This window comes from Macrococcus equi (assembly GCF_047426745.1).
Lineage (GTDB): Bacteria > Bacillota > Bacilli > Staphylococcales > Staphylococcaceae > Macrococcoides > Macrococcoides equi.
This window is the reverse complement of sequence record NZ_CP179732.1, coordinates 1,795,897-1,809,991: the sequence shown is the minus strand read 5'-3', so window position 1 is coordinate 1,809,991 and position 14,095 is coordinate 1,795,897. Positions and strand designations below refer to the sequence as shown.

The window sequence follows — 14,095 nt, the reverse complement described above, 5'->3', positions numbered from 1 at the left end:
CTTACACCCCAACTATCCCACTTAATTATTTGAAATAATTTTTATTATCTCATTTGCCGTCTCTTCAATAGCTTTGTTAGAAACGTCAATCACTTCACATTTTATTTTACCTACAACTTCTTCAAAATATTCGAGTTCTTCTAAAATTCTTTGGTCCTTTGCATAGTTCGCGTCATTTTTTAAACCTAATTGAGATAAACGCTCCACTCTAATTTTGTTTAATTTTTCAGGATCAATTTTTAGCGCGATACACTTTTTAGGATCAATCTCAAATAATTGATCAGGCGGGTCGACCTCAGGCACTAACGGAACATTCATAACTTTATAGCGTTTATGAGCTAAATACTGACTTAATGGAGTTTTAGAAGTTCTGGATACACCAATAAGAACAATATCAGCTTTAGATAGCCCTCGAGGATCTCTACCATCATCATACTTAACAGCAAACTCGATAGCTTCAATCTTTTTAAAGTAGTCTTCATCTAGTTTATGCACCATACCTGGTTCATTTAATGGTTTCTCTTCTAATGCTTCTTCTAAAAGACCCATTAACGGCCCCATCAAATCAACATTTTTTATTTGGTGTTGATCGAGTGCTTCCTGCATATATGCACGAACTTTTGGTTTAACGAGCGTATAAACAACAATAGACTTTTGTTCTTTAGCTAAACTAATGACCTCATCGATATTTTCTTTTGTTTCAATATAGGGCAAACGAATTGTTTCGACAACATTATTTAGCATGTTAAATTGTGATATACAAGCTTTTGTAACGAGTTCTGCTGTTTCGCCAACTGAATCTGACGCGATGATTAATTTAATTTCATTCATACAATAAATTCTCCTTATTCGTCTTCGATTAGAGAAACAAATGCTCTCGTTATAGTAGTTTTGCTTATTCTTCCAGTCACTTCATAATGACCGTCCTTTTCAATGACAACTGGTATTGAATCAATTTGTTTATCAATAATTTGTTTAGCCGCATAAAATAACAGATCATCTTTATAGCATACAGAAACATTCGGTACTCTCGTCATATAAACATGGATTGGAGTAGAATGTATCTCCTGCCCCCCCATAGATGCACGTAATAAATCTTTTCTGGAACAAACCCCAACTAAATAATTTTCTTTATTCGTAACAAACAGTGTTCCCACATCTTCTAAAAACATGGCACAAATGGCTTCATATGTACTTGAATCCTCATGAATCACTATAGGGACAGATTGAAAGTCTTTTACTCTATATTTTTTTATGGATTCGGATAGTAACTGGGTGCTGGATTTACCAGTATAGAAGTAACCTACACGCGGTCTAGCATCTAAATAACCTGCCATCGTAAGTATTGCTAAATCAGGTCTTAAAGTGGCACGCGTTAAATTGAGTTTTTCAGCAATTTTCTCACCAGTTATGGGGCCATTATTTTTTACAATTTGTAAAATCTTTTCTTGTCTTTTATTTAACTCTATGACAATCACCCCAATAGTAGACATAGTTTCTTAATTTTATTATAGCGACTATCAAAAAAATTTACAAATGAATCGTATATTAATTGAGCTCAATGCATTTTCATGTTATATTTTATTTAAGCGAGTTAAGGATGGTGAAAGCTTAACAATCAATTGGCGCAATGAATATTTTAATAACTAAGAGCGAGTAAACACTAATTTGGGTGGAACCGCGGGTAAATATACTCGTCCCAAGGCAAAATTTTGCCTTGGGACTTTTTTATTTCAAATTTTTGTTTACTCAAAAAATAAATGGAGGATATCATTATGACAGAAAACAAGATGGAAACAATTGTAAACCTCGCTAAACATCGTGGCTTTGTATTTCCTGGTAGTGAAATTTATGGTGGTTTAGCTAACACTTGGGACTACGGTCCGTTAGGTGTGGAATTAAAAAATAACGTGAAGCGTGCCTGGTGGCAAAAGTTCGTTCAGCAATCTCCTTATAACGTTGGACTTGATGCTGCTATACTTATGAACCCTAAAACTTGGGATGCAAGTGGTCACCTATCTAATTTCAATGACCCAATGATCGATAATAAAGATTCTAAAATTCGTTATCGTGCAGACAAATTAATAGAAGATTATATGCATGCACAAGGCGATGAGCATTTTATTGCAGATGGTATGAGTTTTGAGGAAATGAAACAATTTATAGATAATAAAGGCATCGTTTGTCCCGAATCTGGTACAGCAAATTGGACAGATATTCGCCAGTTTAACTTAATGTTCAAAACATTCCAAGGTGTTACCGAATCATCTACAAATGAAATTTTCCTACGTCCCGAAACAGCTCAAGGAATTTTTGTTAACTATAAAAATGTTCAACGTTCAATGCGAAAAAAATTACCTTTCGGTATTGCACAAGTTGGTAAATCATTCCGTAACGAAATTACACCAGGTAACTTTATCTTCCGTACACGAGAATTTGAACAAATGGAATTAGAATTTTTCTGTAAACCTGGCACTGAAATCGAGTGGCAGGAATACTGGAAAAACTTTGCTGCGAAATGGTTAAAAGATTTAGGTGTAAAAGAAGAAAACACAAAAATGCGTGATCATGACGAAGATGAATTATCACACTATTCAAATGCTACAACTGATATTGAATATAAGTTCCCATTCGGTTGGGGTGAATTATGGGGAATTGCAAGCCGTACAGATTTCGACTTAAATGCCCATATGAATGCATCTGGTGATGATTTTAAATATCACGATCAGGAAACTGGCGAAAAATATGTACCATATGTCATCGAACCATCTTTAGGAGCTGATCGTGTTACATTAGCCTTCCTTTGTGATGCGTATGATGAAGAAGTACTGGAAGGAGACGATAAACGAACAGTATTGCGTTTCCATCCTGCACTTGCTCCGTATAAAGCTGCGATCTTGCCATTAAGTAAAAAGCTTTCGGCTGAAGCAATGAAAGTATACGAAGAATTAAGTGCCTACTTCTCAATTGATTTTGATGAAAGTCAATCTATCGGTAAACGTTACCGTAGACAAGATGAAATTGGTACACCATTCTGTATTACATTTGACTTCGATTCATTAGAAGATAATCAAGTGACAATACGTGATCGTGATACAATGGAACAAGTCCGTATGCCAATTAGCGAAGTAAAATCATTCTTAGATGAAAAAATTAAATTTTAAATTTAAAAGCACTCATTAACCATGAGTGCTCAGATTGAAGACAAACTCATTTTCATTACATGAGTTTGTCTTTTTTTAAAGGCTATATTCTCATTTATTCGAAGAAATTTCTTCGAAATTTAAATTATTGACTATAATGCTAAGCCAATTGAGTATCTTTGATAACCCAATTGGCTAACTTTTTTAAATTCATGCATGCACAAATAAGCGTGGTTTCCATGGACACTTTTTTCAATCCTCTAAACTTTGTCCATCTCATACCATGCTGTTCTTTAGCGTCACCAAATCTTCTTTCAATAGTTTGAGACCTTAATTTATATCCCATTCTTCCTTCTTCTGTATGTCTTATTTCTTCAACATCTTCTAAGTATTCTTGCCAAATATGTCTTTGAATTTGCTTTTTATATTGTTTATTTTCTGTACATTTATTTAGAAATGGACATTCTTTACATACATTTGGGTTAGAATGATACAATTTAAATCCTTCACGATCAGTACGTGTGTATTTAAGGGGGTGATTTGCAGGACAAATATATTCATTGTAATATTCATCATAAACAAAATCATTTTTTCTGAAACGGTCCTTTGGACCTCTTGGTCTAGTATATGGCATGTAAGGAGTGATTGACTCTTTAAATAAAAAGTAAGCATTAAAAGGTGTTTTATATCCAGCATCTACAGCCAAGGTTTTAGGTTTAATTCCTTTATCTTTCATTCTAGAAATCATAGGTGCCAATTGAGTACTATCATGAATATTAGCTGGTGTTACGTGGTGATCTACAAAAAATCCATTTTTATCAACACAAGCATGTAAACTATAAGCAAACTGTTTCTCACGTTCACCTTTAACATAGTAACCAGCGTCAGGATCTGTGAGACTTTCTTTCTTTTCTTTTTCTTCTGTCTTATGAGTTGGGGTGAACTCCTTTTTTCCTTCAGATTTACGAACCTCGTTTATTTCTTTATCTAATTCATCCTTATAATGAGCGACTGATTTTTTTACTACAACTTTTCTAAATCTATGTTTATTAGCATTTGCTTTTATATGAGTAGAATCAATAAATAAAGCTGAGGTATCAATCAATTTATGTTGCATCGCCAACTGTAGAATGTGTTCAAATATTTCTTCAAAAAGTGTATTATCACTGAACCTTCTAATATAATTCTTACCGAAGGTAGTGAAATGAGGAATCTTATCCTGAAAACTGTATCCAAGATACCAACGATAAGCAACATTTGTTTCGATTTCTTTTATTGTTTGTCTCATTGATTTTATTCCGAATAATTTTTGTATTAATATTATTTTTACTAAAATCACAGGGTCTATACTTGGACGACCATTATCAAGACAATATTTATCTTCGACTAGAGGATAAATAAAATTCAAATCCAATACTTTATCTACTTTTCTTAGTAAATGGTCTTGTGGAACTAAATCTGAAATTGCAACAACCTCTAATTGATTTCTTTTATCTTCTGATTTACTCAACAAAATAATCACCCCAAATCATTGTTAATATTATTGTATAAAAAAAGACTGAAAACTTCATCTCCGAAGGAGACTTTGTCTTCAGTCTGAGCACTCATTAACCATGAGTGCTTTTTTACATTCTATGCAATTGTTCAATTATTTTTCGTGATTTCAAATAAACACCTGTAAATTCATCGTACATTTTAAACACCAAGCCTTCCATCTCTGACACGAGTTTAGCATTGATATTCATATCTTTGAGCTTTTCAATCGGTACTTCATTGAGTAAATAAAGTATGTACAATGCACGATTAGAGATGTTAATCGCATGAGGATCATCTGTAATGCCAAATTGTGTAATAACACTATTATACTTAAAGGAATAGGCTATAAAATCTTCATGATTCATTGAGCCATCATGTGTACTATAGCTAAAGTTGGGCTCGTACCCATACAGCGGCATCATTTTTAAAGACACAAAAAGGGCAATCAATGCTTCATTATCCCCTGAAGAGATTCTATCCAGACCAAACTTTAAATATTGATATACGAACTGATTACTTATCTCCTCAGTAATACCTCTATCAATCAGTTCAACAATATACTGCGCATAGGATAATTTCATAATATCACTGCGTATTGCATAATGACTGTCTAACGTATCAACTGAACTAAGTGTACCCATCCCTTTAAATTGGTTAAAAATAAAAATGTTCTCATAGAATAAATCTAGTCCTGATCCATACTTCGAAGACTTACGTGCATTTCTTGCCATCACCGCAACTTTGACACCCGCTTCATTTAAAAAAGTGATAATCAAATGATTATCACCATATTCAACCCTCTTAATAACAATACCAACAGATTTTTTAAGCATTAATATTCATCTTCTCTATATCCAATCTGACGGATAAAGTTCGGTTTATTGCGCCAATCTTTCTGCACTTTAACCCATAACTCCAGATATACTTTAGAGCCTAATAACATTTCGATATCTTTACGTGCATTTTGGCCAATTTGTTTTAGCATTGAACCTTTTTTTCCTATGATTATCCCTTTTTGTGAGTCACGTTCAATATAGATGGTTGCCTCAATATCAACCTTATCCTCAGAAACACGGGTCATCTTTTCTACCTGTACTCCAATTGCATGCGGTATTTCCTGACTTGTTAGATGCAAAGCTTTTTCTCTAATTAGTTCAGCAACAATAAATTCTTCTGGATGATCTGATATTTGGTCTTTCGGATAATACATCGGTCCTTCAGGCATATAGCCTTCAATGACTTCAACTAAACGATCAACATTATTACCTTGCAATGCAGAAATCGGAACGACTTCAGCAAAAGGCAATAAATCTTTATATTTTTCAATTTCTTTAATCAATTGATCTGGATGAATTTTATCAATTTTGTTTAGCACTAAAAATATTGGCGTTCGATTGGATTTTAGTAATTCAATAATAAATTCATCTCCACGTCCTAAACTTTCTTCGACGTTTACCATAAATAAAATTGCATCAACTTCTCTTAAAGTATTTTTAGCAATTTTCATCATATAGTCACCTAAAACATGTTTAGGTTTATGAATACCTGGTGTATCAATAAATATAATTTGTGATTGTTCAGTCGTTAACACACCTTGTACTTTATTACGAGTAGTTTGCGCTTTATCTGACATTATCGCAACTTTTTGCCCAAGTACCTTATTCATAAATGTTGATTTACCTACATTGGGACGGCCTATTATGGCTACGAATCCTGATTTAAATTTATTTGACATCTTCTAAATCCCTTCCTGAAAAACCTAATGGTAATAATTCATCTACTGTTTGTTTAATAACTTCACCTTGAATATTTGTTAAAAATACCGGCATATCATCTTCACACATCTCTTTTATGACTTGTCTGCATGAACCGCATGGTGAAGATGGTGTCTTAGTATCTGTTGTGACAACGAGTGCTTCAAAATCACAAGGTTTGTATCCTGCAGCGATTGCAGAAACAAAAGCAGTGCGCTCAGCACAGATTGTATCTCCGTATGCTGCATTTTCAACGTTACATCCATTAAACGTCTTGCCATCCTTACATATTAAAAATGCACCTACTTTAAACTTTGAATAAGGTGCATATGCTTGTTCTCGAGCTTTTAGAACTCCTTCAAACCATTCTTTTTTCATTTTACACTCTCTTTTCATCATTAATTTTGAGGATTAAAATAACGCCAGTACATAGGGCAGAAAAATGATTAATCCAATAATCGCACTCATGAGTGAGGCTAATAGTACTGCCAAAGCTGCTGTATCCTTAGCATGTTTTGCTAACACGTGATAGTCCTCTGTTACAAGGTCAACAACATATTCCACCGAAGTATTAATAACCTCCATAAACAATACCGAAAATATCGAAATAATGATAAACATCCATTCAGTATGACTGATTCTAAAAAAAATTGCAGCTAGTACTACGATGAACGCAGCGATCAAGTGCAATATAAAATTTTTGTCTTTTTTTAAGAGCGTTAAAAATCCTTGTAATGGATATGCAAATCGTTTCATCATTATTCTCTCGTTAACCCATATGCGTTTAATATTTCATTTTGTCTGCCAAACATCTTTTTCTCATCCACTTCATTCATATGGTCATAACCAAGTAAGTGCAATAATCCATGTACGCTTAAAAAACCAAGTTCTCGTTCTATCGAATGCCCAAAATCTTCAGCTTGTTCTTCAGCACGTTTCACACAAATAATGATATCACCTAATACACGTGGTGCATCGGGCATCTCATAATCTTCATCTTCCCCTTCTTCAAGCGCAAAACTAATCACATCCGTCACACTATCCTTGTTTCGATATGATTTATTAATTGTCTGGATTTCCTCTTCATCAACAAATGACACTGCAACTTCTGCATCCTCTTCAATTCCTTCTTGTTCTGCAGCAAATTGAAGAAGCTTTTCAATCTTATCTAACTGAACTGCTGTAATCAATTCATTTTCATCAATAAAATCAACTGTTAACATTATTCATCACCCTCATATGCGTTAATTATTTTCCCTACTAATGGATGTCTTACAACATCAGCTGAATCAAAATGGTGCACTTCAATGCCAGATACTTTACCAAGTCTCTGAACTGCTTCAATCAGACCACTTTTAACACCTTTCGGTAAATCAATCTGCGTTTCATCACCCGTAATAACCATTTTCGAACCAAATCCTAATCGGGTTAAAAACATCTTCATTTGTGCATGGGTAGTATTTTGTGCTTCATCAAGAATTACAAAAGCATCCTCTAAAGTTCTACCTCTCATATAAGCAAGCGGTGCTATCTCAATCACACCTCGCTCCATTAATCTTGCCGTATGTTCAGTACCTAACACAAAATGCAGGCCATCATATAAAGGTCTGAGATATGGGTCAACTTTCTCCTTTAAATCACCTGGTAAAAACCCTAATGACTCTCCTGCCTCAACAGCTGGGCGAGTTAGTACTATACGTTTTACTTTTCCATTTCGGAGAGCCTGTGCAGCCATTACAACAGCTAAAAAAGTTTTACCTGTTCCAGCAGGACCGATGCCAAATACGAGATCATTATGTTTAATATGTCGTACGTAAAGTCTTTGACCTAACGTCTTTGCACGAATCGATTTTCCGTAAGCATCTTTTGTAATTTCTTCATCATATAAATCGGAAAGATATTGCAATGTGCCATTCTGAGCCATCTGGACTGCAGATTGTACGTCACGCATAGTGATGACAGTCCCTTTACGAATAACATCCAGCAAACTCTTCACCACATGTTCAGCAATCGTTATCTTATCTTCTTCACCGTAAATTGTGAGCTCTTGCCCTCTCGTATGTATTTCAACATCAAATGATGATTCTAAAAATTTTAAATGTTCATCTTGATTGCCAAGCATAGCTTGTGCTTCATTAATATTATCAAAGCGGATAATTTGCGACATCCAAAGACTCCTTTAATGTTTAACGTTTTATTTAACTGTATCAAACTCATCAGTAACACACAATTAATTCTTACTGAAGCGATTCACTAATTGCAGAATTCGTTAACGCTTTAATTTCTGAATTAAAATTTTGTATATTAATCTGTGGATTGATATGCATGAGTTGATGAATAAATTTTTCTGTTTCATACGGTCTGACAACAATCTTCTTTTCTTTTATTATAATTTCAACATAGTATACTTTATTAAATTTTACAATGTTTAATACCTGAATATTTTTGATATTAATCTGATACTTTTCAAATCCTTTTATTATCGTTAAATAATGTGATTTGATAATATATCGTTCATTTAAAATAACATATATCAGAATACATCCAATAAGCAGCGAAATTATTCCACTCTGCATAGGATTTAAATAAAAAGCGAGTATGATTAACAATACTATTAATATTACAGTAACTTTCTGAAACGTATTAATGATACTTTTATATTGCATAACATCACCCTCTTTTATTTTATCAAAAATACAAAAAAATAACTAAGATACTTATGTATCTTAGTTATTAACGACGTGCTTTAGGAGGTCCTAATATCTCACTATAAATGATGCCTTTTAAAGTATTTTCAGGAGTAAAATCAATAATCGAACCAGCATTATCAATATCGTTCTCCATTCGAATCATATTAATACGATTCATTTTTTGTCTAGGAGAAAGATGAGGATCTGCTTCAACTTTAGCTATACGCTCAGCCAAAGATAACTTTTCTTTAGCGACTATCTTTTCTTCAAATGCTTGAATCTTTTTAGCAGCTGAACGTTCAACCTGTTGTTTTTCATCTTTTAGTTCTGAAGCCTTATTTTGTGCTTTACGCTTAATATTATTATTCTGTTTTTTATCATTTGTTAATCTTCGTTCGTTTTCATTAACCATTGCTTCTGGGTGTTTTTTAAATTCAGTAAACTCTTTTTCCAGAGATTCCATCGTTGTTTGAATTTGTTTCATAACTTGCTTAGAACCTTGTTGCGTTGTTGAAACTTTACGTTTTACATTTGGATTTTTTTCCTTATTAGATTTCTCTATCAAAGAAGATACAAGGCTAATAACAGAAAAAATAATAAATATGATAAAACCTGTACTCATCTTATCACCCTTTATTTTTTAGGCGTTTCGTTATTGTTAGGATCCGTCATTTTGTTAATTGAATTTCTCATGCCAGTATCTGATTCAATATTCTTTAAATTATAGTAATCCATAACTCCGATATTACCTGATTTCAATGCTTGTGCCATAGCAAGAGGAACTTCCGCTTCTGCCTCGACAACCTTCGCTCTCATTTCTTGTACTCGCGCTTTCATTTCCTGTTCTTGTGCAACGGCCATCGCGCGACGCTCCTCTGCTTTCGCTTGTGCAATATTTTTATCCGCTAAGGCTTGTTCAGTTTGTAAATCTGCACCGATATTTTTACCGATATCTACATCAGCAATATCTATCGATAGAATCTCAAATGCAGTACCGCTATCTAATCCTTTACCAAGCACTGTTTGAGAAATCATATCTGGGTTCTCTAATACCGAAGTGTGTGATGCACTAGAACCAATTGTTGAAACAATACCTTCACCAACACGTGCAACAATCGTTTCTTCACCCGCACCACCGACTAATCGCTCAATATTTGCACGAACTGTAATTCTTGCTTTCGCTTTCACTTCAATACCGTTCATTGCAACACCCGCAATAAATGGTGTTTCAATAACTTTAGGGTTTACTGACATTTGAACCGCTTCTAAGACGTCACGACCAGCAAGGTCAATTGCCGCTCCACGTTCAAACGGCAAATTAATATCTGCACGTTGTGCTGCAATAATCGCATCAACAACGCGGTCAACATTACCGCCAGCTAAGTAATGTGACTCTAATTGATTTGTTGTTAAATGCAATCCGGCTTTATGCGCTTTGATTAATGGATCAATCACACGTCTTGGTGATACTCGACGTAAACGCATCCCTACTAATGTACCAATACCAACTTTAACACCTGCTGCTAATGCTGAAATCCACAAACCAACGGGTACAAATGAAAATAAAATCATCAGGAAAATCAGAACAATAAACGCGATAATTCCTATCGTAACTAATCCAGCCATTTCTTTCACTCCTTAAATTTAAATTTCTCTTACAACAACTCTGGTACCTTCAACTTCTATAATTCGCACATTTCTATCACGCTTAATAAATGCACCTTCACTAACCGCATCCACCCGTTTACCATCATGGATGATAATACCTGACGGACGTAATTCAGTTAATGTTGTAGCTGTTTGATCTAAAAGATAGCTGCGATCATCATGTGAGGTATAACCCGATTCTTTATTGGTAGACTCATGCAAGACAACCTTTGAAAACAATGGAATATTCTTTTTCATTACTTTAACAAGTATCACCCATTCAATGATTGCAATAATGAAACAAATAGCAATAAAGAAGCACATTTTAGTAACATTATCACCAATGAGTAAAAAACTTGTGATGATACATCCAGTACCTATAATGCCAAGAATCGCACCAACGACGAATAATTCTAAAACAACAAGTGTCACACCACCAAGAAATAAAATGATTGATAATGCTTCCATCTGGTTATTATAGAGATTTAGTGCCAGGAAACAAATGGCCGCAATACTACATAGGATGCCTGTAAAATTAAATCGTTCAGAGTATAATTGCCATAAACCAAAGAAAATCATCATCACCATAAGTAACAATATCACGCTATCATAACTATTAATTTCCAATCAAACACCTCCTTTATTTCATTATAACCGATTGCAAAAAATAGTCTTTATTACATCATAAGATTTAAGGTAAATTTAAGGTTGAGAGGCTATCATTAAAAGCGATTAAACGAAAAAAACACACCACAGATTGTGGTGTGTTACTCTATAAATAATATTTGAGGGAGCAATTATTATTTAAATTTACGTTTACGAGCTGCTTCTGATTTCTTTTTACGTTTAACACTTGGTTTTTCGTAGAATTCACGTTTACGTACTTCTTGAATAGTACCATTTTTAGAAACAGTACGTTTGAAACGACGTAAAGCATCTTCGATAGATTCGTTTTTACGAACTACAGTTTTAGACATTTAATTTCCCTCCCTCCAAATATCAACGGAACATATTAAACATAGATTTATTTAAATAAATATTTCTATGTACTAAAATATTATAATGGATTATTAAACTGTGGTCAACAGTCATTTTTTAATTTACAGTAACTATATTGTTTTCCGAACTTTTTTTATAGATATTCGGTATTACTTTAACAAATTGTCCTTCATTTACCGGGTAACCTGCTTGAGTAATCTTAACTTTAACCAGTTCACCAATCAGACTTTCATCTGCTTCAAATTGAACTTTTAAGTAGTTATCTGTATATCCCACAAGCATTCCACCTGTACTTGCTTTCTCTTCAGGAATAACTTCTAATACCTCACCCTCAAATTTTGCAGCATACTCTTTTGCTAATTGATCACTCAATGCAATTAAGCGGTGAACACGTTCGTTTTTTACATTTTCATCAATTTGATCAGTCATTCGGGCAGCTGGTGTCCCTGTACGCATCGAATAAGGGAAGACATGTAGCTCACTAAATTGATGTTCTAATATAAAATCATACGTTTCCTGAAACTCTTCTTCAGTTTCACCAGGAAAACCTACTATAACATCGCTGGTTACAGCTAACCCAGGCATAATTGCATGTAATTTTTTTAGACGTTCTGAAAAATGAGCCATCGTATATTTACGACGCATACGTTTAAGTACTGTATCACTACCTGATTGCAGTGGAATGTGTAAATGACGTACGACTTTTGAACTTTTATCAATCACATCAATGACTTCATCAGTTAATTGACTTGCTTCAATAGAAGATATTCTAATACGTTTAAGCCCATCAATTAATTCAAGATCACGGAGTAATTGTGCTAAATTATAATCTTTTAAATCTTCACCATATCCACCGGTATGAATACCTGTTAATACAATCTCCTGATATCCAGATTGTACGAGTTGCGTTGCTTGACGAACAACCTCTTTTGGATCTCTTGATCGCATTAAACCACGCGCCCAAGGTATGATACAGAAGGTACAGAAATTATTACATCCTTCCTGAATCTTGAGCGATGCACGTGTTCTATCCGTAAAGTAAGGGACATCTAATTCTTCATAAGTTCTATTTTTCATGATGTTTGTGACACCATTAATTGGTTGACGTTCTGCTCTAAATTGTTCAATATAAGGAAGCATTTTATTACGGTCTTGCGTCCCTACAACAATATCAACACCTGCGATATCCATAATTTCTGCTGATGAGGTTTGTGCATAACAACCCGTAACACATATAACCGCTTCAGGATTTCTTCGAATCGCACGACGAATGACCTGACGACTTTTCTTATCGCCGGTATTAGTCACTGTACATGTATTAATGACATAAACGTCTGCATTTTTTTCAAAATCAACACGTTCATAATCTGCTTCTTTAAATAATTGCCATATGGCTTCTGTTTCATAATGGTTAACTTTACATCCCAGTGTATGAAAGGCAACAGTTGACATCTTTTCACCTCAATTTATTTTGATCATTAAATCACATTATATTAAAATACCATTATTTTTTAATAATTTCAATCTTATAATGCTAAAACAGTGCAACGGTTTTTTACCATTGCACTGTAATATAAAAAGAAATTATTAAGATAACTCCAGATGATAACTTATCGCACTTAATAGATATAGTGGTGCTGTTTCAGCACGTAATATTCGAGGTCCTAGTCCGATACAAGGTGCGTTGAACAATTGAATTTCTTCAGAACTAAATCCACCTTCAGGACCAAATATGACAAGGACCTTACTACCCATTTCCATTTCTCTTAATGCTTGATGTAATGCTGATGATTCTTTTGCCTTTGCACTTTCTTCATATGCAATTAATACTATATCGAACTGTTCAAATAAAGCTAACAAGTCATTGCTACTTTTCACCACATTTATAGTTGGTATAATTTGACGGTAGCTTTGCTCTGCAGCTTCTTTTATAATTTTTTGAAAACGTTCTAGCTTTTTACCTATCTTTTTATCATCTAACTTTAATATTGTATGATCAGAGATAAATGGTATAAAACTATGCGCACCTAATTCCGTGGCTTTTTGAATCATCCATTCATATTTATCATTCTTTAACAGACCACTTGCTATTGTAATTTGAACTGGTAATTCAGTATAGATATCAAGAGGTTCAATTGTCGTGATTAATATTTCTTCGCAAATCTCATTAATTTCACAAATAAAACTTTCATTCAAAAAATTAACGATAAGTTTATCACCATGATTCTGACGCATCACATTTTTGATATGATGAATATCATCTTTATTATTAATTTTATACTGTTGATTTAAAGAAGCTTCCTGATTTAAGAAATATCTTTGCATC

The 14,095-nt window shown here is 33.8% G+C and carries 17 protein-coding genes; 1 reads left to right on the top strand and 16 read right to left on the bottom strand.

The genetic code is table 11. The features are described from left to right. Nucleotides 1–21 precede the first annotated feature (21 nt). Together ACMGE6_RS09500 and ACMGE6_RS09495 are read right to left on the bottom strand one after the other, a co-directional pair. On the bottom strand, nt 22–831 hold the full coding sequence (locus tag ACMGE6_RS09500) for a pyruvate, water dikinase regulatory protein (RefSeq protein WP_414046261.1): 810 nt from the start codon (nt 829–831) through the stop codon (nt 22–24). A 14-nt stretch (nt 832–845) separates the two neighbouring features. Continuing rightward, entirely contained in the window at nt 846–1,478 is a 633-nt protein-coding gene (locus ACMGE6_RS09495; protein ID WP_414046781.1) for a helix-turn-helix transcriptional regulator, read from the bottom strand. A gap of 297 nt (nt 1,479–1,775) precedes the next feature. Between ACMGE6_RS09495 and ACMGE6_RS09490 the strand changes: the two genes are divergently transcribed. Continuing rightward, complete coding sequence (locus tag ACMGE6_RS09490; protein ID WP_414053584.1) at nt 1,776–3,164, top strand: glycine--tRNA ligase; 1,389 nt, start codon at nt 1,776–1,778, stop codon at nt 3,162–3,164. A gap of 139 nt (nt 3,165–3,303) precedes the next feature. Here the strand turns inward: ACMGE6_RS09490 and ACMGE6_RS09485 are convergent, their stop codons facing one another. The 14 genes from ACMGE6_RS09485 to ACMGE6_RS09420 all read right to left on the bottom strand — a co-directional run bounded on the left by ACMGE6_RS09485 (nt 3,304) and on the right by ACMGE6_RS09420 (nt 14,094). Then, nucleotides 3,304–4,659, bottom strand: a complete 1,356-nt coding sequence (locus ACMGE6_RS09485; RefSeq protein ID WP_414054829.1) for an IS1182 family transposase — start codon at nt 4,657–4,659, stop codon at nt 3,304–3,306. A 109-nt stretch (nt 4,660–4,768) separates the two neighbouring features. Further along, nucleotides 4,769–5,512 carry a DNA repair protein RecO gene (gene recO / locus ACMGE6_RS09480; protein WP_414053583.1) on the bottom strand — a complete coding sequence of 248 codons (744 nt, stop codon included), beginning with the start codon at nt 5,510–5,512 and terminating at the stop codon, nt 4,769–4,771. Further along, nucleotides 5,512–6,414: a GTPase Era gene (gene era / locus ACMGE6_RS09475; protein ID WP_414046258.1), complete on the bottom strand. Its 903-nt coding sequence runs from the start codon at nt 6,412–6,414 to the stop codon at nt 5,512–5,514. Before era ends, recO begins: the two co-directional genes overlap by 1 nt. Continuing rightward, a complete protein-coding gene (gene cdd / locus ACMGE6_RS09470; RefSeq protein ID WP_414053582.1) occupies nt 6,404–6,811 on the bottom strand; it encodes a cytidine deaminase in 408 nt (135 codons plus the stop codon). The genes era and cdd overlap by 11 nt, the downstream gene beginning before the upstream one ends. A gap of 33 nt (nt 6,812–6,844) precedes the next feature. Beyond that, entirely contained in the window at nt 6,845–7,189 is a 345-nt protein-coding gene (locus tag ACMGE6_RS09465; protein ID WP_414046256.1) for a diacylglycerol kinase family protein, read from the bottom strand. Nucleotides 7,190–7,191: 2 nt separating this feature from the next. Then, nucleotides 7,192–7,656, bottom strand: coding sequence for an rRNA maturation RNase YbeY (ybeY, locus tag ACMGE6_RS09460; protein ID WP_414053581.1), 465 nt, complete (start codon nt 7,654–7,656; stop codon nt 7,192–7,194). Further along, nucleotides 7,656–8,600, bottom strand: a complete 945-nt coding sequence (locus ACMGE6_RS09455; RefSeq protein ID WP_414053580.1) for a PhoH family protein — start codon at nt 8,598–8,600, stop codon at nt 7,656–7,658. The genes ybeY and ACMGE6_RS09455 overlap by 1 nt, the downstream gene beginning before the upstream one ends. Nucleotides 8,601–8,670: 70 nt before the next feature. Beyond that, nucleotides 8,671–9,099 (bottom strand): hypothetical protein, encoded by a 429-nt coding sequence (locus ACMGE6_RS09450; RefSeq protein WP_414053579.1) that lies wholly within the window; start codon nt 9,097–9,099, stop codon nt 8,671–8,673. Nucleotides 9,100–9,166: 67 nt separating this feature from the next. Further along, a complete protein-coding gene (locus tag ACMGE6_RS09445; protein ID WP_414053578.1) occupies nt 9,167–9,745 on the bottom strand; it encodes a hypothetical protein in 579 nt (192 codons plus the stop codon). 11 nt (nt 9,746–9,756) lie between these two features. Then, nucleotides 9,757–10,749, bottom strand: a complete 993-nt coding sequence (gene floA / locus ACMGE6_RS09440) for a flotillin-like protein FloA (protein ID WP_414046251.1) — start codon at nt 10,747–10,749, stop codon at nt 9,757–9,759. Nucleotides 10,750–10,767: 18 nt separating this feature from the next. Further along, nucleotides 10,768–11,397 (bottom strand): NfeD family protein, encoded by a 630-nt coding sequence (locus tag ACMGE6_RS09435; RefSeq protein WP_414053577.1) that lies wholly within the window; start codon nt 11,395–11,397, stop codon nt 10,768–10,770. Nucleotides 11,398–11,570: 173 nt separating this feature from the next. Beyond that, nucleotides 11,571–11,747, bottom strand: coding sequence for a 30S ribosomal protein S21 (rpsU, locus tag ACMGE6_RS09430; protein WP_041636032.1), 177 nt, complete (start codon nt 11,745–11,747; stop codon nt 11,571–11,573). A gap of 118 nt (nt 11,748–11,865) precedes the next feature. Continuing rightward, a complete protein-coding gene (gene mtaB / locus ACMGE6_RS09425; protein WP_414053576.1) occupies nt 11,866–13,221 on the bottom strand; it encodes a tRNA (N(6)-L-threonylcarbamoyladenosine(37)-C(2))-methylthiotransferase MtaB in 1,356 nt (451 codons plus the stop codon). Nucleotides 13,222–13,356: 135 nt separating this feature from the next. Beyond that, nucleotides 13,357–14,094: a 16S rRNA (uracil(1498)-N(3))-methyltransferase gene (locus tag ACMGE6_RS09420; protein WP_414053575.1), complete on the bottom strand. Its 738-nt coding sequence runs from the start codon at nt 14,092–14,094 to the stop codon at nt 13,357–13,359. Between the last annotated feature and the right edge of the window lies 1 nt (nt 14,095).